This is a genomic window from Verrucomicrobiia bacterium (assembly GCA_019634625.1).
Lineage (GTDB): Bacteria > Verrucomicrobiota > Verrucomicrobiia > Limisphaerales > CAIMTB01 > CAIMTB01.
The window spans coordinates 40,525-62,922 of sequence record JAHCBA010000003.1 but is presented as its reverse complement, the minus strand read 5'-3'; the positions used below and the strand labels follow the sequence as shown (position 1 = coordinate 62,922).

17 protein-coding genes are annotated in these 22,398 nt (G+C 66.5%); 10 read left to right on the top strand and 7 right to left on the bottom strand.

The window, feature by feature from the left end:
• Nucleotides 1-87 precede the first annotated feature (87 nt).
• On the top strand, nt 88-630 hold the full coding sequence (locus KF833_02335) for a hypothetical protein (protein MBX3744123.1): 543 nt from the start codon (nt 88-90) through the stop codon (nt 628-630).
• Between the two features lie 57 nt (nt 631-687).
• Here the strand turns inward: KF833_02335 and KF833_02330 are convergent, their stop codons facing one another.
• Both KF833_02330 and KF833_02325 read right to left on the bottom strand, forming a co-directional pair.
• The gene (locus KF833_02330; GenBank protein ID MBX3744122.1) at nt 688-1,230 is read right to left on the bottom strand and encodes a hypothetical protein; all 543 of its coding nucleotides are present in this window, start codon (nt 1,228-1,230) and stop codon (nt 688-690) included.
• The gene (locus KF833_02325) at nt 1,227-1,919 is read right to left on the bottom strand and encodes a hypothetical protein (protein ID MBX3744121.1); all 693 of its coding nucleotides are present in this window, start codon (nt 1,917-1,919) and stop codon (nt 1,227-1,229) included. The genes KF833_02330 and KF833_02325 overlap by 4 nt, the downstream gene beginning before the upstream one ends.
• A 140-nt stretch (nt 1,920-2,059) precedes the next feature.
• On the opposite strand from KF833_02325, the gene KF833_02320 reads away from it, so the two are divergent.
• Nucleotides 2,060-2,914 (top strand): aldehyde dehydrogenase family protein, encoded by an 855-nt coding sequence (locus KF833_02320; protein ID MBX3744120.1) that lies wholly within the window; start codon nt 2,060-2,062, stop codon nt 2,912-2,914.
• A 199-nt stretch (nt 2,915-3,113) separates the two neighbouring features.
• Complete coding sequence (locus KF833_02315) at nt 3,114-5,567, top strand: ankyrin repeat domain-containing protein (protein ID MBX3744119.1); 2,454 nt, start codon at nt 3,114-3,116, stop codon at nt 5,565-5,567.
• A gap of 202 nt (nt 5,568-5,769) precedes the next feature.
• On the opposite strand, the gene KF833_02310 is transcribed toward KF833_02315, so the two are convergent.
• Entirely contained in the window at nt 5,770-6,621 is an 852-nt protein-coding gene (locus KF833_02310) for a DUF3299 domain-containing protein (GenBank protein ID MBX3744118.1), read from the bottom strand.
• Nucleotides 6,622-6,731: 110 nt separating this feature from the next.
• Here KF833_02310 and KF833_02305 point away from each other — a divergent pair, with 110 nt between their 5' ends.
• Together KF833_02305 and KF833_02300 are read left to right on the top strand one after the other, a co-directional pair.
• Nucleotides 6,732-9,107 carry a prolyl oligopeptidase family serine peptidase gene (locus tag KF833_02305; protein MBX3744117.1) on the top strand — a complete coding sequence of 792 codons (2,376 nt, stop codon included), beginning with the start codon at nt 6,732-6,734 and terminating at the stop codon, nt 9,105-9,107.
• 12 nt (nt 9,108-9,119) lie between these two features.
• Nucleotides 9,120-9,617 carry a tetratricopeptide repeat protein gene (locus tag KF833_02300; GenBank protein MBX3744116.1) on the top strand — a complete coding sequence of 166 codons (498 nt, stop codon included), beginning with the start codon at nt 9,120-9,122 and terminating at the stop codon, nt 9,615-9,617.
• Nucleotides 9,618-9,741: 124 nt separating this feature from the next.
• On the opposite strand, the gene KF833_02295 is transcribed toward KF833_02300, so the two are convergent.
• Nucleotides 9,742-12,069, bottom strand: coding sequence for a CRTAC1 family protein (locus tag KF833_02295; GenBank protein MBX3744115.1), 2,328 nt, complete (start codon nt 12,067-12,069; stop codon nt 9,742-9,744).
• A gap of 424 nt (nt 12,070-12,493) precedes the next feature.
• Between KF833_02295 and KF833_02290 the strand changes: the two genes are divergently transcribed.
• The 3 genes from KF833_02290 to KF833_02280 are packed head-to-tail and all read left to right on the top strand — an operon-like array spanning nt 12,494 to nt 15,476.
• Complete coding sequence (locus KF833_02290) at nt 12,494-13,603, top strand: cobalamin biosynthesis protein P47K (protein MBX3744114.1); 1,110 nt, start codon at nt 12,494-12,496, stop codon at nt 13,601-13,603.
• 12 nt (nt 13,604-13,615) lie between these two features.
• Nucleotides 13,616-14,530: an ABC transporter permease gene (locus tag KF833_02285; GenBank protein ID MBX3744113.1), complete on the top strand. Its 915-nt coding sequence runs from the start codon at nt 13,616-13,618 to the stop codon at nt 14,528-14,530.
• Nucleotides 14,523-15,476: an ABC transporter permease gene (locus KF833_02280; protein MBX3744112.1), complete on the top strand. Its 954-nt coding sequence runs from the start codon at nt 14,523-14,525 to the stop codon at nt 15,474-15,476. The genes KF833_02285 and KF833_02280 overlap by 8 nt, the downstream gene beginning before the upstream one ends.
• Before the next feature lie 27 nt (nt 15,477-15,503).
• Here the strand turns inward: KF833_02280 and KF833_02275 are convergent, their stop codons facing one another.
• A complete protein-coding gene (locus KF833_02275) occupies nt 15,504-15,935 on the bottom strand; it encodes a cell wall hydrolase (protein ID MBX3744111.1) in 432 nt (143 codons plus the stop codon).
• A gap of 486 nt (nt 15,936-16,421) precedes the next feature.
• On the opposite strand from KF833_02275, the gene KF833_02270 reads away from it, so the two are divergent.
• Together KF833_02270 and KF833_02265 are read left to right on the top strand one after the other, a co-directional pair.
• Nucleotides 16,422-17,207, top strand: coding sequence for a hypothetical protein (locus KF833_02270; GenBank protein MBX3744110.1), 786 nt, complete (start codon nt 16,422-16,424; stop codon nt 17,205-17,207).
• A gap of 142 nt (nt 17,208-17,349) precedes the next feature.
• Nucleotides 17,350-18,720 carry a YfcC family protein gene (locus KF833_02265; GenBank protein ID MBX3744109.1) on the top strand — a complete coding sequence of 457 codons (1,371 nt, stop codon included), beginning with the start codon at nt 17,350-17,352 and terminating at the stop codon, nt 18,718-18,720.
• A 201-nt stretch (nt 18,721-18,921) separates the two neighbouring features.
• Here KF833_02265 and KF833_02260 read toward each other — a convergent pair whose 3' ends face one another.
• Nucleotides 18,922-19,674, bottom strand: coding sequence for a hypothetical protein (locus KF833_02260; GenBank protein ID MBX3744108.1), 753 nt, complete (start codon nt 19,672-19,674; stop codon nt 18,922-18,924).
• Nucleotides 19,675-19,880: 206 nt separating this feature from the next.
• Nucleotides 19,881-22,325 carry a hypothetical protein gene (locus KF833_02255; protein ID MBX3744107.1) on the bottom strand — a complete coding sequence of 815 codons (2,445 nt, stop codon included), beginning with the start codon at nt 22,323-22,325 and terminating at the stop codon, nt 19,881-19,883.
• Between the last annotated feature and the right edge of the window lie 73 nt (nt 22,326-22,398).

Here is a 22,398-nt window from a genome sequence, read left to right as displayed (position 1 = left end):
TGCCAAGAATCTAGACAGGACCGGTTAATGGAAAGAACAGCGGTTGAGCAAGACTTGCGGGCTGCGACCACATTGGACCCATTGCTGATGCGATACGTGGAGTTGCTCTCGCGTGAACTCCCTCCTGAGGCAGTCACTGCGCTTGAGGAACTCTTGGGAAAGACACCTGGCAATGCTAGATCTAATGCAACGATAAAGGATGGAGATAGAGAAGTTAAACTTGTAGACTATGCAAAAGCCGAGCTCTCTCGTTTTGCTCAAGTCTTGAAATCTGCGGCTGACGAGGTGTTTCGGTTACGTGAGTTGTCGGATTTGGAAGTCGAGCGTGCGCTGCTTCGGGCAGTTAGACGGGACTTGGGTTATCGTGCATTGTCGGCTCTTACCGATGATGCCCGAAAGAAGTTGACCGGAAATGTAGTCCCAACTGAGCGATTCGACGAGTGCTTGAAAGTTGTTCAGCATGCAGAGGAACTCGGCCGACCGGATATTGCGGAGCTTTGGATCCGAAGGGCCGAGTTGATTCGTGATGAAAACCCCAATGCCATCAGTGAGACGCAGCGTGAGAGGCTGGAGAGCCTAACGGGCAAGATTAGAATGTCTTCGCTCGGTGGAGTTCTGGCCGTGATCTAGTCGGCCAAATGCGGCTGAATTGCGTAGCTCGGCATTTCTCTTAATAGCGTCCGCCATCTACGGTCCGCCGTTGACCAAACCCTTTTCAACCATCGCCGCCCGCAACTCGTTCGCGAGGGTGATGACGCTGGCGAGGTCGGTGGCCTCGGCCTGATCGGCGTTCGCTCGCTGGGCGGTGGGCGTAGCCCCGTGGAAGCCGACCTTCGCGGCGGTACTCGACCCGACCTGAACCTCCCACGACAGAGCTCCGGCATGGCGCTTCAGACCGCCGTCGGTGGTGTTCAGGATCAGGTACCCGGTCGGGAACGTTCCGCTGGCCGGATCGGCGGTGACGGTCGCCGGAGCGATCTGCCGCCACGTCCCTGGCGTGCCGGCCACGGTGCAGACGAACTCCGCCCGGTTCTGGTCGCGCCAGAAGTCACCGACGTTCCACGCCCCGGAGGTCGGTGGGCCGTTCAGGGTGTTCGGGCTGCCGTTATGGTAGGTGGGGACCCGGCGGAACAGTTCTTCGCTGGCGATGACCCAGTTTTGTTGGGACAGCGCGACGAAGCTGGCGGCGTCGGTGACGTTGAAAAGGCGTCCGGGGGCGATGGTGCTCATGTTTTCCTCACGGTGATTTCGTCGAAGTTCAGGCTCCGCAGGCCGGCCAACGAGTAGAAGGCCCGCAGCTTGAAGTCGGCCTCGGTGCCCATCAGAGCGACCAGCTGGGGGTTGGTGATCGTCGCGGCGCCGGTGTTGCCGGCGAAGGCGAGTTCGCCCTTCAGTGTGCCGCCCGTGGTCAGAACCTGGACAACCGTCGCGTCGGCCCTGCATTCGAGGTTCTGGACGACGTTGAACCCGAAGCGCAGCTCGCTGGTCGGGGTCCAGTTCACCGCGATGTCCTGCCCGGTGGTGTAGGTGGGGTGGGCGCCATCCTCGAACACGCGGAGGTTGGTGGGGGCTGCGGGGCGCTGAGCGCGCTTCTGGATCTGGACCTCGATGGCTGGGCAGGTGGCCAGGTCGAGTTCGTGGGCCAGGAGGTAGGGCTGTTCCTTGAACCGGGCGAGGCCCTCGGGCAGGTCGGCGGTCCAGAGGGCCGGGGGTTGTTCATGGCCAAGCTGGAGGACGTAGGCGGTGGCCCCCTCAGGGTGGGTCTCGGCCCGGGTGCCGAACCATTCCCGGAAGACCTTCAGGCTGTATCGCTTGGGACTGATCAGTTCGGCGTCGTAGCCGACCATGATTTCGGAGCCGAGGAACACCCGCAGGGGTTGAGTGGCCAGGGCTTCCTCGACGGTGGTTTCTTCGATCATACAATCCCCTCCGGAACGCGTGGGGAAATCGGCGGCCCAAGGGGAGCCGGGAAATGCCGTCGGAGTTTCCAAATCCCCGATTCAGAGGCGGGACTTGACAGGATCGGCCTTGGAAAACGAGCCTGAATTCGGCTGGAAGCTTGAGCGAGTTCACCCAAATCCTGGAACGCGTGGACCGTGGCGATCCCGAAGCTGCGGCGGGATTTTCCCCCATCGTTTACGAAGAACTCCGCCGTCTGGCAGCGCAGAAGATGGCCCGTGAAGCCGCTGGCCACACGCTCCAGCCCACCGCCCTCGTCCACGAGGCCTGGATGCGGTTGGTCGGCGGAGATGCCCCGACGTTTCACAATCGCGCGCATTTCTTCGGTGCGGCTGCCGAGGCGATGCGTCGCATTCTGGTCGAACACGCCCGGCGAAGACTGGCGGCCAAACGCGGCGCCGGGGTCCAGGTCATCGACCTGGATGGACTCGACCTTCCCTCTCCCGTCGCCGCCGATGTGGCTGAGGCGTCCAGGACCGCCAAGGCAGCCCAGAGCGCCTGGGCCGCGCTGCCGCCGAAGGCGCGGGGCGATGTCCTGCGCAAATTTGCGAGCCTCTGCGAGCGGCATGTCGAGGAGATCAGCCGTTGGATTGTGCGAGGGACCGGTTCGATTCCGCCCAAGGGGCCGTTCGAAGTCATGACCTCCGCGCGCGAGGCCATCGAAATCGCGGCGCTCACGGGCCAGCCCGTCGGACATATGAACGACACCGAGTACGGCCTGGTCGCCTCGATCTTCACAGCCGACCAGGCACGTGCCATGCGGGTGGCCGCGCAGCTCAAGACGGGCATCGTTCACATCAACGACCAGACCATCAACCACGAGGTGTTCGGCCCCATTGGCGGGATGGGCGCATCGGGGAATGGCGCCCGCTCCGGCGGCCCCTCGATCATGGACGAATACAGTCAGTGGCAATGGATCACGGTGAACGAAAAGGTCCCGGCCTATCCCTTCTGACCTTCCCAATATCCACTCACATCGGGGTGGCTGACGATGACCGCCGGGTGCGGCCCGGCGTCGGCAGAGTCGCAGATCCAGATGTCCCACGGTTGTCAACTTGCCGTCTCCAACCATGAAGCCTGTCGCTCAGATACCCTGTCAAACGCAGTTCGCTCGAGAGCACTCCTGCACCAGGACCAACCCTCCTCCAAAAACCATGAACTCACTCACCGCAACCGCACTGATCGGATGGCTCGCCTGTTCCTCGCTTCTGGCGGCAGGACCGGGGACGGAAGGCGCCGCCCTCTTTCAAGCCATCCGTGAGGGTGATTCCGCGGCGGTCCGGAAATTGTTGAAAGCCGGCGTGGACCTGCGATCGCGCAACGATACCGGCGACACACCGCTCATGATCGCCGCACTTTATGCCGACGCCGCCATTCTGGAGCTTCTTCTCACGGCGGGCGCCGATGTGAACGTGACGAATGCAGCCGGTGCGACGCCCCTGATGCGCGCGGCGACGTTCCAAGACAAGGCGCGCCGGCTCGTAGAGGCCGGGGCCGATGCGGGCGCACGTTCCGCGATGGGCAATACCGCGCTGATCCTCGCCGCCCGCCAGCATGGCAACGCCGCCACCGTGAAGCTCCTGCTCGATCGAGGTGCAGACCCGAACGCGACGAATGCCTTCGGCGCATCAGCGCTCCTGGCCGCTGTCGCGGCGGAGGATCTGGAGGTCACGCGCCTGCTGCTCGACCACGGGGCGGACGTGAACGCCGTGCCGGCCATGAGTGAGGATGGTTTCCTCTGGGGTGGCGCCCGCACGGCGCTCGGGTGGGCTGCGTTTCGAGGCCACGAACCGCTGGTCAGACTGCTCCTCGAGCGTGGCGCGCGGGTGGACGATCTGGCCATCGCGGGCAGTGCCCTCACACAGGCCGGTTGGGCTGGACACGCGGGCGTCGCGCGGTTCCTGCTCGACGCTGGCGCGCCGGTGGATCAGCGCGACCTGATTGCCAACTACACGCCCCTGCACTGGGCGGCTTCGTCGGAGCATGCCTCGACCGCGTTGGTCGAGCTGTTGCTGGCCCGCGGAGCGGATGCGAATGCGGAAGGCGGACAGCCCGTGGACAATTTTCTCGGCGTGGCCCAGACCCCCCTCATGCTGGCCCGCAGACGTGGTGACACTCCGATTGTGCAAGTGCTGCTTGACGCGGGTGCCAGGGACACGGTCACGCCAGTGCGCCGGAGCAAGTCCGCCGAGAGGACCGCTGCCGCGCCGCTCTCCCCTGCCGCCGCCATTCAGCGCGCCTTGCCCGCCCTGGTCAGAACGGCGGAAGAATCCGTGTCCACCTTCCGGCGTCACGCGAGCCGTCAGGTTTGCGTCTCGTGTCATCAGCAACAACTCCCGCTGGCCGCGATCAGCCTCGCGGCCTCGCACCAGTTCACGACCGATACGACCGTGGAACGGCACCAGCTCGATCTGCTGACGCAGTTCATCTCGTCCACGCCCATCACCTTGGCCGACCCGCGTTTCACGGCCTTGGAGATGAACCTGGAGTCCACGTTCCATCCGGAGCCGGCGATTTCGGATGGTTATACCAGCCTGCATTTCCAACTCGCCCGACAGCCCGCCACCGAGGACACCGACGCCCTGGTGCATCACCTGGCTGCCATCCAGAATCCGGATGGCCGTTGGAGCTGGAACCTACCGCGCCCGCCCATCCAGGCCAGTGACATCACGGCCACCGCGCAGGCGCTTCATACCATCCGGTCTTATCCGATCCCGGCGCAAAGAAAGGAACTGGAGGCGCGCGTCAACCTCGCCCGTTCCTGGCTGATGAAGGCCGAACCTGAAACCAATGAGGAACGTGTCCATCAGTTGCTCGGCCTGGCCTGGGCCGGCGAGAAACCGGGCGCGTTGCGGAGGATTGCGGAGGAACTGATCCGACAACAACGCGCTGACGGCGGCTGGGGACAATTGGCCGGGTTGGACAGTGACGCTTACGGCACCGGTCAATCGCTCTATGCGCTGATGGACGGAGCCCGGGTCCCGGCGGACCATCCGGCCGTGCTTCGTGGGATTGACTTCCTGGTCCGCACGCAACTCTCCGACGGAACCTGGCACGTCCGCTCCCGCGCTCATCCGTTCCAGCCGCCGATGGATAGCGGCTTCCCCCACGGTCGGGACGGTTGGATCTCCGCCGCCGGGACCAGTTGGGCGGTGATGGCGTTGGCCATCTCGCTCGATCCGGCGCAAGGGCCGACAACAACATCACCCGCGATCGCGAACGTGGCGGCGCCGGCAATTGCCGTCGTTTCGCCCGGTGACACCGCGCCGCCCATCGAGTTCTCCAGACACATCCAACCCTTGATCGAGCGTTCGTGCCTGGCGTGTCACAGCGGGGAAAGACCCAAGGGCGGTTTCACGATGAGCGATCGGGCCGCACTGCTGAAGGGCGGCAATCGCGGTGAGCCGGTCGTTGTTCCTGGCAAACCCGACGAAGGCCAGCTGATCCATTTGGTGCAGGACGAGGTGGAGGATCTGGAAATGCCGCCTCTTGCGAAGCGCGGGAACTATCCTGCCCTGACGAAGGACGAGACGGCGCGCCTTCGCGCCTGGATTGACCAGGGCGCCCATTGGCCCGAGGGCCTGACCCTCCGGGCTTCCGGGAAGTGACCCCATGCCCAGGCGGAACGTTCAGGACTCGGCAGGCCCAGGAAGGCCGTCAACGAACCGGGGATGAACCGCCCTGGAAGCAGTGCCTCCACACGCTGTCGGCGGGGAGGCATTGATTCGAAGGGACAGGTTCCACAAGTCCTCATCCCATCCCTCCCGCGCGACCTCGTGGAACCCGACCCTCCGAATTCACCCCTCCGTTTCACATGTCCATCGGCCCCGTCATGCGGTCCCCGGCCATTTCATAGATCCCGACGAGATAGCCGTTCTCGTACATCTCGCCGACCTTCAGCGTCCCGTGCAAGACCACCGCCTGGTCCATGATGGGCTTCACGCCCTGGCCCACCATCTTGACGCTGACCCATTCGTTGATCCTCGGCACCGTACCGTAGCAACACATGGACTGGTCCCGCATGATCAGCAGCTCGGTGACCAGTCCCTTCTCCACCTTGAGCGGGAGCATGAACCCTTTCAGCGAAACAAACTGCTCATTCAAGGCCTGGATGCCCTCCGGGATCTGCGCCGAAGCCTTCCCCGCCGCCACCGGTTCCACCTCGACCGGCCCGTCCGGAAGATCGTACTCGAAGGACGCCAATTCATCGAACCCCACCACCAGCGGCTTCTCCCGTGTCCCCCGCTCCTGCCGGGCCCGTGCGGCTGCCACCGTTTCCGAACCCTTACCCTCCCTGGGAACCTCGATCGCCGAATCCACCAAAGCCGCGCCGGCAAGCGTCAACTCCGTCACCTCTTCCAGCACCGGAGCAGGCACGTCGTTCACAGGCGGCGTCCCGGGCGCGGCAACCATGATCTCCCCGGTCAAGTCGCCGTCCGTCCACTCCGCAGCCTCGGGTTCGGATTCCATCCCGACCCCGCCGGCCTGCGGAATCGGCACCGACGCCACCGCCCGAATAGGTTCCCCCCGGATCTCGGGAAGAGCCGCCCCATCTCCATCCCCCCCGCCCCGACCACACCCCGTCCAGACCGCGGACAGGGCCATGAGTGCCGCCAGCGTCGTCCAGCGAACCCGCCATTGCCGCATCCCAAACTCGTTCATCGGGGATTGAATGGCACAGGCCCGGACGGCACTCAAGCGTGGATACCCTCCGCTCCCTTCCCTCGAATCGGGTTCGACGAACCCTCCCCGCACCACGCACGCTCGCCGCCATGCGCCCGCCCCCTGACCTCGTGCGCCTCGGACTCCTCCTCGCCCTCGTCGTCCTCGCCTGCCTCGATACCGTCGGTGCCCAACCCGCCCCCGGGACCCCGCCCAGGGTCTATCGCGATCGGGTCGAACCCAACTGGTTCGCCGGGGATACCCGCTTCTGGTACCGCAATGATCTCGCCAACGACACCCGCGAGTTCCTCGTCGTCCACGCCGTCGAAGGCACCCGCTCCCCGGCTTTCAACCATGCCCTCGTCGCCAATCGCCTCGGCACCCTCCTCCAGCGTCCCGTCCATCCCGACCGCCTGCCGGTGGATACCCTCCGGTTCTCCGAGTTGGACGACATCGTCACCCTTCAGGGATCCGAGGGCACCTGGCGGTGGAATCCCGGCCGCGCCGAACTGACCCCCGATCCGGATGCCCCCGCCGACCAGGGACGGCCCGCCGAAGCCAACGCTTCCAATCCACCCCCCTCCCCACGACGTGCCCGCCAGCCCCAGACCCCCACGCCCGTCACCTCGGTCCCCTCTCCCGACGGACGCTGGGAGGCGTTCGTCCGCGACCACAACCTCTGGGTCCGCGACACACAGTCCGGCGCCGAACACCCGCTCGCGTTCGATGGCAATCCGGGCCACTCCTTCCAGCAGGACATCCAACGAGCCCGCCTCGTCGAAATGCGGTACGATGCCCCCGAGCCCCCCGAGACCCTGCCCCGGGTCTTCTGGTCCCCGGATTCCCGCAAACTCCTCGCCCTCCAGACCCGCTCCGTCCCCGAACGCCGCGTCCACCTCATCCACGCCGCCCCCCGCGACCGTCTCCAGCCACGTCTCGACTCCTATCCGTACCTGAAACCCGGCGATGATCTCCCCGTCGCCACCCCACGCCTCTTCGGAATCGACCCCCGCCGCGAGGTCACCCTCAACCGCGATCTCCACCCCATCCCCTGGAACCTCTCCCACTTCCGTTGGGACCCCGACAGCAGCCGGGTGATCTTCCTCTACAACGAACGCGGTCACCAGCGCCTGCGAGTCCTCGCCGCACCCTGGCCCTCCGACCCGGACGCCACCGCCTCCGCCCTCTTCCCGCTCCTCGATGAGCCCTGCGACACGTTCTTCGATTACTCGAACAAAACCCACCTCGAGTTCCTCCCCGGCACCGACGAGTTCCTCTGGATGTCCGAACGCTCCGGCTGGAATCACCTCTACCTCCTCGATGCCCGCACCGGACACCTCCACAACGCCGTCACCCACGGACCCTGGGTCGTCCGCGGGGTCGATCGCGTGGACCCCGAAACCCGCCGGGTCTGGTTCCGCGCCTGCGGCATCCGGCCCGGCGAGGACCCCTACCATGCCCACCTCGCCCGCGTGAACCTCGACGGCTCCGGCCTTTCGATCCTCACCGAAGGCGACGGCACCCACTCGGTTCAATGGTCGCCGTCCCGGCGGTACTTCCTCGACACTTGGTCCCGCGTCGATGCCCCGCCCATCACCGCCCTCCGTGACGGAGAATCCGGCGCCCTGATCGTCCTCCTCGAACAGGCCGATGCCTCCGAAGTCCTCGCCGCCCGCGGCCGCTTTCCCCAACGCTTCGTCGCCCCGGGCCGCGACGGCGCCACCGACATCTGGGGAATCCTCCACCGGCCCCGCGACTTCGACCCCGCCCACCGCTATCCCGTGGTCGAAAACATCTACGCCGGTCCCCATGGACAGCACGTCCCCAAGGCCTTTCGCGCCACCTACCGGCACCAGGAGGAAATCGCCGACCGCGGTTTTGTGGTCGTCCAGATCGACGGCATGGGCACCAACTGGCGCCACAAGGCCTTCCACGATGTCGCCTGGCGGAACCTCGGCGACGCCGGGTTCCCCGATCGCATCGCCTGGCTCCATGCCGCCGCCCGGCACCTGCCCTTCCTCGACCTCGACCGTATCGGCATCTATGGAGGATCCGCCGGCGGCCAGAATGCCCTTCGTGCCCTCCTCGCCCACGGCGGCTTCTACCGGGCCGCCGCCGCCGATTGCGGCTGTCACGACAACCGCATGGACAAGATCTGGTGGAACGAAGCCTGGATGGGCTGGCCCGTCGGTCCCCACTACGCCGAACAATCCAACGTGACCCAGGCCCACCGACTCCAGGGCGCCCTCCTCCTCACCGTCGGCGAACTCGATCGCAACGTGGACCCCGCCAGCACCACCCAGGTCGTCGACGCCCTCATTCGCGCCGGCCACGACTTCGAATTCCTCCTGCTCCCCGGTGCCGGCCACGGAGCCGGCGAATCCGAATACGCCCGACGGCGCCGCGCCGACTTCCTCGCCCGACACCTCCTGCCCGCGTCGAGCCCCGCCCAACGGCCATTGCCAGCCACCCCGTCCCCGCGCTAAACGAAAGCACCCATGAGGGACCTGGAACCGCCGGATTCCCACTTCCTCAACGCCGCCCGCGGATGGCTCGGACTCGGCCTGCCCGAGGAGGCGCGCTCCGAATTGAACCAGCTCTCCCCCGAAGCCCAGCTCCATCCCGCCGTCCTCACCGTGGAATGGGAGCGGTACGCCCATCTCCGCGACTGGACGGCCGCCCTTCGCATCGCCGACCGCCTGCTCGCCATCGACAACTCCCTTCCCGCCGGCTGGATCAACCGCTCCTACGCCCTCCACGAACTCCGCCGCACCCACGAAGCCCGCACCGCCCTCCTCGCCGCCCTTCCCCGGTTCCCCTCCGTGGGCGTCATCCACTACAACCTCGCCTGCTACGCCTGCCACCTCGGCGATCTCCCCGAAGCCCGCACCTGGCTCCGCCAGGCCATGGCCATTGAGGGCCGCGAGGTCATCCTCGAACGCGCCCGCACCGACGCCGACCTCGACCCCATCCGTCACGAACTGTCCGGCCTCTGACCCCCCGCCCCGGGGTCACATCTGTGAATTTGACATTTGCCTCGCCCCCTTCGGGCCCGACCCGTTCGTTTCACCCGCAGTCCCGGAGCCTCCCTCCTGCGAACTGCCCCGCAGCCCCGATGGCTCAATACCCCGCCCCCCGGCGCACCCACCCCAGATCGATCCTCGGCAACGCCATCGGTGCGGCCTCGGCCTCCCCTTCCCTTATCCGGTAGCCCCGTTCCATCTCCAGCCCGACCAATACCTGCCGAATCCCCGACGCCGGCCAGTCCACCTCGATTCCCGTCACCGCCACCGCATCCCCCAGCCCCACGTGCTGCCGCAATGGCGACGATCCGAAACTGCCCCCCGAACTCACCGTGCGATGAATCGTCCGGCTCCCGTCCGGAGTCTGCACGCGAACCCTCAGACGCGCCCCGATGGCGGCCCGATTGGACCGCGTCCCCTCCAGCTTCAGCGCGATCCATCGATTGGAGTTCCCCGGGTTGAGAAAGAGCGCATTCGGATAGTTGTCGCCCGTGTACGCCCCCCCCGCCACCAGGTACACATCCTGGTGACCGTCATGGTCCAGGTCCGCAAAGGCAATGCCGTGCCCCTTCTGCAAGTGCCCGAACCCGCCCCCTTCCGAGACATCCTGAAACCGTCGCCCGCCATCGTTTCGGAACATCCGGTTGGGGATGATCGTCGCCAGATCCGGATCCCCGGTCCCCAGGTACATGTCCAGCCATCCGTCGTTGTCCAGGTCCCCGAAATTGGCCCCCATGCTCAGGCACACGCGGTCCAGACCCACCGCCATCGTGACATCCACGAAGGTGCCGTCGCCCCGGTTCCGGTAGAGCCTTGGACGCGCCGCCCGGTTCGGCAGCCCGAGATACTCCGCCGCCACATCCCCGACCCCTTCGATCGCATAGCCGCTCACGAAAAGATCCTCGTGCCCGTCGTTGTCGAAGTCGAAAAACCACGTCGGGAAGCTCGGCACCGAATCCGAGACGCCCACCCGCTCTCCCACCTCGGTGAACCGCCAGGTCACGCGCCCCGCCTCGTTCGTCCCCGCCGGACCCTCATTCCGAAACAGCAGGTTCCGCTGACTGTCCCGGCAGGAAAGGTACAGGTCCGGTCGCCCGTCGTTGTCGATATCCCCCACCGCCACCCCCTTCACCAACCGCGCCACCGCCAACCCCGACTCCGCCGCCACCTCCGTGAACGTCCCGTCCCCGTTGTTCCGATAGAGTTCGCATCGGTCGGGATCCCTCGGATTCCAGCTCTCGTTCCCGATGAACACGTCCAGCCAGCCGTCCCCGTCAAAATCGAACCATACCGAGGCCTGGGTCGGATGCCGGCTCAACAGCCCCGCCTCCTCCGTCACATCCGTGAACGTCCCGTCCCCGTTGTTCCGCAACAGCGAATTCGGAATCCGCCCCGCCTCCCCCAGCCACGCCCCACGCAGCATCCAGATGTCGAGGTGCCCGTCGTTGTTGAAATCGGTCTGCTGGATGTTGAGCGCCCCCACCAACCCCGCCAATCCCGCCTCCCGCGTCCGCTCCGTGAACCTCCCGTCCCCCTCGTTGCGGAAATACCGCAACGGCCCGTCCGAACCCCACGCTGACACCACCACGTCGATCAACCCGTCGTTGTCGAAATCGTCCAGGACCACCCCGCCCGCCAGGTCATTCACATCCAACCCCAGTGCCCCCGCCACATTCGGAAACCGCCTGATCGGATGCTCCGAGGCGAAAGCCGCGGCCGGAATGACCCACTCCGACGGCACCCGTTCCGGCCATTCCCCCAGGGTCATGTACGCCACGTTCATCAACCATCGCGCCCCGAGATCGTCCGGAAACGCCCGCAACTGCTCGCGCAACAGCGGCAAGGCCCCCCGCGAACCCCGCGTCCGCTGATGCACCCCATCCCCCCGGATCGGCAGCAGGCACGATTCGGCCTGATGATGGTCCACACAGTTTTCCTGCTCTCCCAACCGCAGCCAGGCCACCGCATGTCGCATCCGGAATTCCGCCCGTCCCGCCGCCGCCAGCCGCAGCCGCCCCTGGTCCAGGAGTGCCTCCACCCGCGCAAACTCCGCCAATCCCTCCTCCGGCCGCCCCGCATTCACCAACTCCCGCGCCAACCGGAACCGCAACGGCATCTCCTCCCGGACCTCCTTCGCCCCCGCCACCTCGCCTCGCAACGCCTCCACCCGGCGATCGTTGAAGAATGTCGTCGCCATCGGGTCGATCGCCTCATAATGACGCTGCAGGAGCTCGACCATCCGCCGAGTTCCCTCCGGTTGTTCCACCTCCCCTTCCGAAAACGCCCCGTCCACCACCAGGTTCGTCGTCACACACATCGGGTCCGCCTCCAACCCTCCCCCTCCCGGCTCCGCCGCCCCCGCCATCCCCAGCGCCAGTCCCACCCCCAAAGCCCACCTGCTCTGTCCGGACATCACACCACGCATGCTGCTATCCATTCACAGGACCCCACCTGGAGGCAACCGTTTGGAATCAACCTTCGACTGCGGGATGTGCCCTGAAAAGAACGGCCGATCGCTCTCTGCTCGCCTCACGAACAAGGAACATAGGCCATAAGTTAATAGGTCAGGCGTCTTGCTGTTGACACCGCGATCCCGTCAGCCACCCCTAGGTCCCCCGACTCCGATGGATGCCCCCGTTGCCCGTCAGAGAGTCAGTAAACAGTAAGCTGCCTGGCTTGCTATTACATTGTCAATAATACTATGCCTGTCTGTCTATATTTCCCCATCCTGCTCTGGCCGCTCCGACCTTGCCCAAACCCCGTCCGTCATGTCGGAGTCAGGGCCGCTCATGCAACCGGAGCCGCCTCTTTCCAACAGCCCCAACGTCCCGCCCCGCGCCCGCTATGTCATGATCGGCGGGTTCCTGGGCGCTGGAAAAACCACCGCCGTCGCCCGACTCGCCCGTCGCCTCACCGAACGCGGTCACAAGGTCGGACTCATCACCAATGACCAGGGGCGCGACCTCGTGGACACCGCGATGCTTCGTTCCCGCGGATTCGCCACCGAGGAAATCCCGGGCGGCTGCTTCTGCTGCCGGTTCAACTCCCTCGTTGAGGCCGCCCGCACGCTCACCGCCCACAACCGCCCGGATGTCTTCATCGCCGAACCCGTGGGCAGTTGCACCGACCTCGTCGCCACCGTCACCTATCCCCTCCGCCGCATCTACGGGACCGACTTCACCATCGCCCCGCTCAGCGTCCTCGTGGACCCCATCCGGGCCCTCCGCATCCTCGGCCTTGAACCCGGCGGCACCTTTTCCGACAAGGTCCGCTACATCTACCTCAAGCAACTCGAGGAGGCCGATCTCATCGTCCTCGGCAAGAGCGACCTTGTCCCAGCCGCGCGCATGGAAGCCCTCCGCGCCGCCATGGCCGATCGCTTCCCCCACGCCGAACTTCTCACCGTCTCCGTCCGCACCGAATCCAACCTGGAACCCTGGTTCTCCCGCCTTGAAAGCACCGAACAGTCCCGCCGGGCCTCCATGCAGGTGGACTACGACCTCTACGCGGAGGGCGAAGCCCTGCTCGGCTGGCTCAACGCCACCGTTCGACTCGCCTCCAGCACCCCCTTTGATACCGAGCGTTTCCTTGGCGCCCTGGCCCGCGCCATCCAGGAACACCTGGCCGCCCAAACCGCTGAGATTGCCCACCTCAAAATGACCCTCAGCCCCGACGATGGCCTCGGCGAAATCGCGGCCATCAACCTCGTCCGCAACGATTTCATCCCCGAACTCTCCCTCCGACTCGATGGTCCCGTCCTTGGCGCCCAGTTGATTCTCAACCTCCGCGCTGAAGCCAGCCCCGAAACCCTCGCCGCCTCCGTCCGAAAGGCCCTTGCCCACGCCGCCGGCGGCTTCGACACCCTCACCGCCGACCTCGATCACCTCGAACAGTTCCGTCCCGGTCGCCCCACCCCCACCCATCGGGATCCAGTCGCCGGCGTTTCCGCGCCCGCCTGATCCCCAACCGGCATGTTCTGGCTGAAGCGCCTCTGGACCCTCGTTCCCGTCCTGCTGCTGGTCAGCCTGGCCGCCTTCGCCCTTGTCCGCCTCGCCCCGGGCGGCCCGTTCGATCGCGAGCGCGCCCCGGCTTCCCCTGAAATCGAACGTGCCCTGCGCGATCGCTATCACCTCGACGACCCCCTCTGGCGACAGTACGCCCGCTTCCTCGCAGGCGCCGCCACCGGCGACCTGGGCCCGTCCCTGAAGCACCGCAACCACACCGTTGGCGAAATCATTGCCCAAGGATTCCCCGTCTCCATGGCCCTGGGAGCCGCAGCCTTCAGCGTCGCCCTCGGCCTCGGACTTCCTCTCGGCGTCGCCGGCGCGCTTCGCCGCGGACGTTGGATGGACGGCTCCACCAGTCTCCTCGCCCTCCTGGCCGTGTGCATCCCCGGCTTCGTCTCCGGCCCGCTCCTCATCCTCTTCTTCGCCGTCCGCTGGGAACTCTTCCCCGTCGCCCTCTGGGGCGGTCCATGGCATATGGTCCTCCCCGTCCTCACCCTCGGTGGTTACTATGCCGGACGCGTCGCCCGACTCGTCCGCGAGGGCTGGACCGACGTCATGACCTCGCCCCACATCCGTGCCGCCAGAGCCCGCGGCCTCCCGGAGTGGCGCATCCAACTCCGCCATGTCCTGCCGCTGGCGATCCTTCCCGTCGTCAGCTTCTCCGGCCCCCTTCTCGCCGACCTCCTGACCGGCTCCTTCATCGTCGAGAACCTCTTCCAACTCCCCGGCATTGGCACCCTCACCGTCAACAGCGCCCTCAACCGCGACTACCCCTTGATCGTCGGACTCGTCCTCCTCTATTCCGCCCTCCTCCTCGTTCTCAACCTGATCACTGACCTCGTCCATGCCTGGCTTGATCCCCGCATCCGCCATGCCTGAATCGAACCCGGCCCCCTCTTCCCCGCCGACGCTCGCACTCGGTCAGTTCGGTCAGTCCCCATGGACCCGGGCCGCACGGAGATTCGTGGCTCTCCGCACCGCCGTCGCTGCCTCCCTGTTCCTCCTCGCCCTTCTCCTCGCCGTGTTCTCCTCCCCCGTCTGGTGGCCCCACCACCCGGAAACCCTGACCCAGGCCCAGTGGGCCTCGCCGTCCCTCACCCATTGGCTTGGCACCGATGCCAACGGACGCGACCTCCTCGCACGAATCTGCGCCGGTGCCCGTATCAGTCTCTGGGTCGGCCTCGCCGGGGCCGTCGTCAGCCTCGTCATTGGCGTTGTCTGGGGTGCGGTGGCCGGCTACGTCGGAGGACGCCTCGACGGCGTTCTGATGCGCACCGTGGACATCCTCTACTCCCTGCCGTCCGTGATCTTCATCATCGTCCTCCTGACCACCCTGCAGGCGCCGGCCCGCGCCATCCTCGCCCGGCTCGGGAGCGGGCAGGATGCCGATCACGCCCCCCTCCTACTCTTGATTCTCGGCCTCGGTGCCATCTCGTGGCTCACCATGGCCCGTATCGTCCGCACCCAGGTGATGTCGCTCCGGCAGCGCCCCTTCGTCGAAGCCAGCATCGCGCTGGGAGCCGGCCATGCCCGACTCCTCTTCCGCCACATCCTGCCCAACACCACCGGGGTGATTCTCACCTACCTTACCCTGACCCTCCCGACCGTGGTGCTCGCCGAGTCGTTCCTCAGCTACCTGGGCCTGGGAGTCCAACCCCCGCAGGCCAGCCTCGGCACCCTCATCGCCGAGGGCGCCGCCCAAATCAATCCGATCCGAACCTACGGATGGCTGCTCGCCGGCCCGGCCGGAATGCTGGTTGGTCTCCTCCTCGCCCTGGGGTTCCTCGGAGACGGTATCCGCGATGCCCTTGACCCGCGTTCCTGATCCGTCCCGCCGGCATCCCCACGGACCTCACCGCGCCAGGCGGTAGAATGCCAGCCTGCCCACCACCGCAACCGGGGAATGTCCCTCCGTCCAGTACGCCCGCGTGCCCAACCGCTCGAAGTGCGTCGCCCCCCGCGAATACCCCGGCAGCGTCTCCGGCTGGTTGTACATGCGCCGGGCGATCTCCAGCGCCTTCCGAAAATCCCGCTCACCATGGTACCTCCGGATCAGAGCCTCGGGAGTCGTCCGGTTCAGACAGGTGAACTGCTTCGGCCGCAGCACCGCCGCCAGAGGACTTATCCCCGCCCGGTCCGCCCGCAATCGAATCACCTCCGCCACCGCCGTCATGGCCTTCTCCCCTTCGCCCCACGCTTCCCCCATCAGCACCGCCGCCACCACCTGCTGCCCGTAGGTGTAGCTGGGCGGCCCCGCCTCCATACGGCGCCCCACCAGGGCCACCAGCCCGCAACAAATTAAGAGTAAAGCTCTTGAAGAGATCATCGGAAACGGAAGTGCCCGGCCTGTACATCGTCCCGCCGGGATCGGTCTGAAGGAGCGCCCTGCCTCAGGGTTCGAGAGACTTGACCTCCCCGCTTCGCCCAACGCGAAGCACCGCGGACCGTGCCCCACTCCGGCGGAATCGCAAGAGCCGATGTTCACGACGCGGCACACGCCGATGGCGATTCCTGGACCCCGCCCGCCCGGACTACCCCCCTCCTTTCGGCCCCACGGCACGCATCCCCATTCCCGCCGCACACGCAAGGACGCTGCCTCCCGTCCCAATACTACCCACACTTTCTCCAGGACTTGGCAGCACCCAACTACCCGAAATGCTTAAGTGATCCGCGTAGTTACGAACCGCGTTCGCGCCGTGGAATGGAGTCGGGTGGGCCATGGAATCCCGCCGTCGTCCCTCCCAAGCGTCGCACCACCCAACGCAAGTCCATGAAGTACCCATTCCAGGTCGCCCTCACGGCGATCTTCGCGGCAACCGTCACCGCCGGCGCCGCCCTGACACCTGTCGCCACCTCCGGGAGTTCCGATGGCTCTCCCCCGGGAACATTGGTCGATGTCATGAGGTCGATCCTCAATGATCCCTCCTACGACGCCAATGCCCCCGTGAACAGGGTGCAGGACACCGGACCCGGCGTCACCGATCAGGTCTGGACCATTCACGACAGCGCCACGGCTGTCCTGATCCTCGAGATCGCCGGCAATCGGAACATCAACCGCTTCGGCATCTACAATCTTTCCACCAAGGAAACGCTCGAGATCTTTTCAGGCACCGATTCTGGCCTGGTCTCCCAATCGATCACCTTCACGGGTGGCACGGCCACGGTGGGAGCGAACAGCCTGGCGGTCGGCAACCAGTTCGGCTTCTACCTGAGCACCGTCAACGGCCCCACCTGGTACTCCAGGCAAAGCGACAATCCGCACGGCCTCGATCAGATGGTCACCCTGAAGACCGACGAGAATCGCACCCTTTACCTCGACGCCGCCGGCCTCGGAAGCTGGGCGTTGGCTGCCGGAACTCAATTGGATTGGAAGGCCGGGGAATACCTCCTTGCCTGGGAGGACCTGGCGGTCACCGGCGGCGACAAGGACTATCAGGACATGCTCATCAAGGTCAGCGCGGTTCCCGTTCCTGAGCCCTCCACCTACGTTGCCGGCGCGCTGGCCCTGGTCCCGCTTCTGCTTGGTCTTCGATGGCGTCGGATCCGCCGCGACTGACGCCATCCTGACGGGTTCTCACCTGAGGTAGCGAGGGGAGCTACGGACCAGGGGGAATGGGGGTGGCCACGGCAAGCTTCGGATTGTCCGTTCGGCATCCGGGTGCCTACCTTCCCGGCCACGCCTCGCACGGGCCACCGCCATGCACCGAAGCCTCCGTGTTCCCCACACCCTGGTGCTGCTCTTCGCCATGATGCTGGCAGCGTGGCTGGCTACCTGGCTGCTCCCTCAGGGACGTTTCGACACCACCGAAACCGCGGAGGGACGGTCGCTTGTGGTCCCTGGCAGTTACACCCCCGCCCCCGAACGAGTGCGACTGCCTCCCTCCGCCCTGCTGACGGCCGTGCCGCGGGCTCTGGCGGCCGCCCAGGACATCGTGTTCTTCGTCCTGCTTGTCGGCGGCACGGTGTCGGTCCTGCGCGCAACGGGGGCGATCGACGCTTTTTTGGGCTGGGCGCTCCGACGCGCCGCCGGACGACCCAACCGATTCATCGTGGCAGGCATGACCGCCTTCGCCGCCGGGTCCAGCGCCCTCGGCATGGCCGAGGAATACATTCCGGTCACCGCCATGGTCGTCGCCCTCGGCACCGCCCTCGGGCTCGCACCCGTGGCTTCGGTGGGCGTGCTGATGGGGGGATGCGCCATTGGCTACGGCGTCGCGGCCCTCAATCCCTTCACCGTCCAGATCGCCCAAGGCATTGCGGAACTGCCTCCCACCTCGGGGCTCCGCTTCCGACTTGCCCTGTTCCTCCCCTTCATCGCCATCGGCGCCCATCATGTGTGGCGCCACGCCCGCCGGTCGCCGATCGTACCAGATCCCCCTGGGCCCGCGGAAACACCAAACGCTGCCGCCACCTACCCGACCCTCGACGGTCGCCGTCGCCTGGTGGCCCTGATCGCTTTGGCCACGCTCCTGCTGATGGTCGGCGGAATCGCCACGGCTGGATGGTATCTCACCGAATTGGGCGCCCTGTTTCTGGGCCTCGCCATGGTGGCCGGCGCGGTCGGCAGGCTCGGAGCGGATGCCACGGCCCGGCGGTTCGCGGAAGGCGCGGCGGATCTGGCGCCGACGGCCCTGCTGATTGGATTTGCCCGTTCCATCGCCCTGATCCTCGAGGACGGCCAGGTGCTGCACACAGTGGTCCATGGCCTCTCCCAACCGCTCCAGCATGCAGGCCCCCACGTGGCCGCCGTGGGCATGCTCCTCATCCAAACCGTCCTCAACCTCTTCATCCCCTCCGGCAGCGGCCAGGCTTTCGTGACCATGCCGATCATGACTCCGCTGGGCGACCTCCTCGGTCTCGACCGTCAGGTGGTCGTGCTGGCCTACCAGTTCGGCGACGGCTTCTCCAACCTGATAGTCCCGACCAACATCGTCCTCATGAGCATCCTCGGCATCGCCGGCGTGCCTTATGACCGCTGGGTACGTTTCGCGTTTCCGCTCCTCCTCAAGCTGGTCGCCGCCGGGGCGGTCTCGCTGGGGGTCGCCAACGTCACCGGCATGGGCCCTTGAACGCGCCGACTCAACCGCGATGGCCCCTGCCCGGGTCCAGGGGATTCCTTTATGAGCCCCGATTGGCGGTTGGTTCGCGCCCGCCCCATGGGAAACCGCCTCGAAGCCCGTCAGCGGAAGCGAACCTCGCCACCGAGCATCCGCCTCCGCAGTTAGCAACGCACGCCCGAATCGTGCGTCACGGCACCTGCCCGCCCACGGTCACACCCGCGCCGCACCCGACCGCCGCATCCACCGGTGCCAGCCCAGCGCTCCCAGCAGCAGCACCACCGCGGCCCATTCCGGTTCCGGCACCGGGGTCCCGACGAGATCCAGGCCCCACTCGAACAAGGTTGCCGTCCCACCCACGTTGAGATCGGCCACCGACAGCGTCCATGCGCCGCTCGCCGCAGACCCATTGAAGGACGACAGCAGTTCGGTGCGCGGAACGCCGATGACCGGCGTTCCCGCCAGCGGGCTCCGCCCGTCCGGCGCCCACGTCCCCGTCAGCGGAGCATTAAACAACGGATCGATCGGAGCGGTGTGCGAACCCTCCAGCGTCAACCGGTACACATGCACGTCGCCGTTGGCCGCGTCGTCATCGAAGACCACGTCGAACCCGTTGTCCGAGTACCCCAGCGTCTCCGAGGGAAGAACCCCGTCCCGCCGCCCAACCCGGTTCAACAACACGGCGAACCCGTTGTCGTTGACGAGGGTCACCAGAAAATCCCCGTTGTACGCCCCGCCCTGGGTCGGGTTGGTCAGCCGGAGAACGACGTTCACGTCGGTCAACGCAATGATGTTCGAGTCGAGGATCCGGGTGTCGGTCACCGGCACGCCGCCCCCATCCACCGGATTCAACGGCAACGGCGAATCGGTGAACCGGTACGACTCGAAAATCACGCCCTGAGCCGCGGAAGCGGCCGCCAGAAGTCCTGCGGTCAGGAATGCACGGGTAACGAAGGAATGGATCATACGCAACGCGATTAACTCAACTCATCTAACGCCATACAACTACTACGAACAATCATCTGCGCCGAACCTCGCTCCAATCCCCTGCCGGCCTTGCAGAGCCCGGCCCTCCGATTTCACCACCCCGCTTCACCCTCCGGAGGGACGAGCTCCGCGAGTCCACACCCCATCGCTCCAATCCCCTGCGGCCTCGCGAAGCGCGTCGCTGCTCATGGCCATACCGATCGGTAATACCGCGTCGGATGATCGGGCGCGTCCTCATCGACGTACTCGAACCGGCCATTGGCACCCGCCCCGCGGCTTCCCAACAACTCCCACGTCACCAGGTTCGGACTGCCCTCGATCCGGTACGTGTAACCCGGCACCCCCATGAACACGATGCGCCGCGACCCGTCAGGCAGCGTTTCGATGGACACGATGTTCTGCACGGTCGCGGCGGGGGACTGGACCGTTAAGTTCACCCAGGCGGAGGCGGTCGCTCCGAAGCCGTCATCAATGGTGTACCGGAACCGATCGGAGCGATCATCACCCGGCAACGGAAGGTAATAGACCCAGGGCCAGTCGAGCACGACATCCGCCCCGTTCTCGCTCAAGGCATCCACGGCCGTCACCATCGGCAGGTCACCGTCCGGATCGCTGTCGTTGAGCGTGAGCTTGATGGCCGAGATCTTGAACAGTTCCCCGGCGACGCGCCCCGCGGAATCCGGGATGGCCAGCGGCGGGGCGTTCCGGATTGCCCCGGAATCCCCGGTGGCCGCCACCAGATCGCCCTCGAACGCCGCCTGCCCTGCAAAGGACTGCGCGGTGTCCGGCCCCGCGACGGGCTGCATCCGGTAGGTCAGGGTTCGCAGTGTGCCGTCCGGAAACGGGCCCCACTTGATGCGTCCGGCGACCGGGTCATAGGTGCCTCCCTCGGTCGCCTCGATGAACGCCCAGCCTTCCGGCACCGATTCCTCGACGGCATACGCATCGATGGACGGCGCGGGCCGGGCTTCGATCCGGGCCACCCATTCGACCCCGGCGGTGTATCGGGGGGGCAATGTCCGGACCAGGTATCCTGCGGGTCCCTGGATCGCATCGTCGCCGCCTGTCGGCACCGTCATCCCCCCGAACTCTCCCCGCCCGGCGAATCGCGCTTCACCGCGCGCGGCGGGTGGTGGAAGGGCCTCGTACTCCAGCACGCGCGGTCCCGTGTCGGGTGCCAGGAAGGGTCCCCACTTGACCCGGCCCAGCGCCGCATCGTGGAAACCGCCGCCGGTCACGCTGCCCGGCACGACGGACCACCCGGCGGGCGGCGTCTCCTCCACCGCGACCACCCCGGTGCCATCCCTCGGCGTCACCTCCAGCGAGACCCGCACCGCCTCGCCGCCCCAGTATTCCGCAGGCAACGCGCGTCGCAGCGCATGGTCCTCATGCTCCCGGTATCGCCGGGTCCCGACCTCGAAGCCGACCGCCACGGCATCGAACCAGCCCAAGCCCTCCAACCCGAACACGCCGTCCGCATCCGCCGGCGGTGTCAAGGTGGCCCCCAGGGTTCTGGCCGACGATGATTCCTCGACGAAGGGCCCCCACTTCAACCGGCCACTCGCCGCATCCCAGACCCCCGACTCGTTGACCTCACCCACCGTCCAGCCTTCCGGGACCTTCCATTCCAGCGACCAGGCGCGGACCGTCGGGGCCGGGATCACTTCCGCCTCGATCGCCAGCGATGCTCCCGGCTCGAAGGTCACCGGCATCGCCGGTCGAACCACGCTGGGTTGCGGATCGAGAAGGGAGGGGCCGGCCGCCGCCACCACGACCGCGTCGAAAACGGCCCGCCCCGCGAAGTTCACCGTCCCGGTCGCCTCGACGGGCACCCTCACGCGATAGACCAATGTCCGTTGCCCCGGTTCCACTTCAGTGAACGGCCCCCACTTGATCCGGCCCGTCGCACCGTCCCATTCGCCATCGTCCCCGGCGTCGATCACGGTCCAGCCCGTCGGCACCCGTTCCTCGACCGCATACGCGGCCAAATCGTCCGCCGGTTCGACCGTCAGGATCGCCTCCAACTCCTCTCCCGCCACATAGTACGCCGGCAACGCCCGCGCCAGCGCCCCGGGAAAGCGTCCCACACTCGACGGCCCGGAGACCTCCACCAGGACCGCATCGAACTGCGCTCGCCCCGAGAACACCCCCGCCCCCCCCGACCCGGCGGGTGCCGTCACGACATAGGACAACGACCGGCTCAACGCCGGCGATTCCATGAACGGCCCCCACTTCACCCGGCCAACCCAATCATCGAAACTCCCGCCATGGCTCACCGACGTCACAGCCCAACCGGCGGGCACCGTCTCCTCGACCGCATACACCCCGGTCGTTCCGGAAGGCTCGACCGTCAGCACGACGCCAAACCCCGCTCCCGGCGTGTAGGCGGCGGGCAATGTCCGTTCCACCCCGCCCGCCGCAACCGGCCCGGTCACCGTCACCGCCAGCAACCCGATCAGGCAGACCGACACGAACCTCCACGAATCGCCCTTCCCACGAAGGACGCCAACGGTGCAGACCCCCTTTTCGTTCCGAGCGCGGACAGCCGTGTCCGCCCCTTCGCCAGTCTGCGGGAGACCTGCGGGACGGGCGGACCGACCTGTCCGGAATCCATGCAGCGACTTGGACATCGTCAGGGGCGCTTCCGCCGATCCGCGAGGGCCAGGGACTTCACGACGGTCCTCCTCTGCCCAGCCGGCTTCG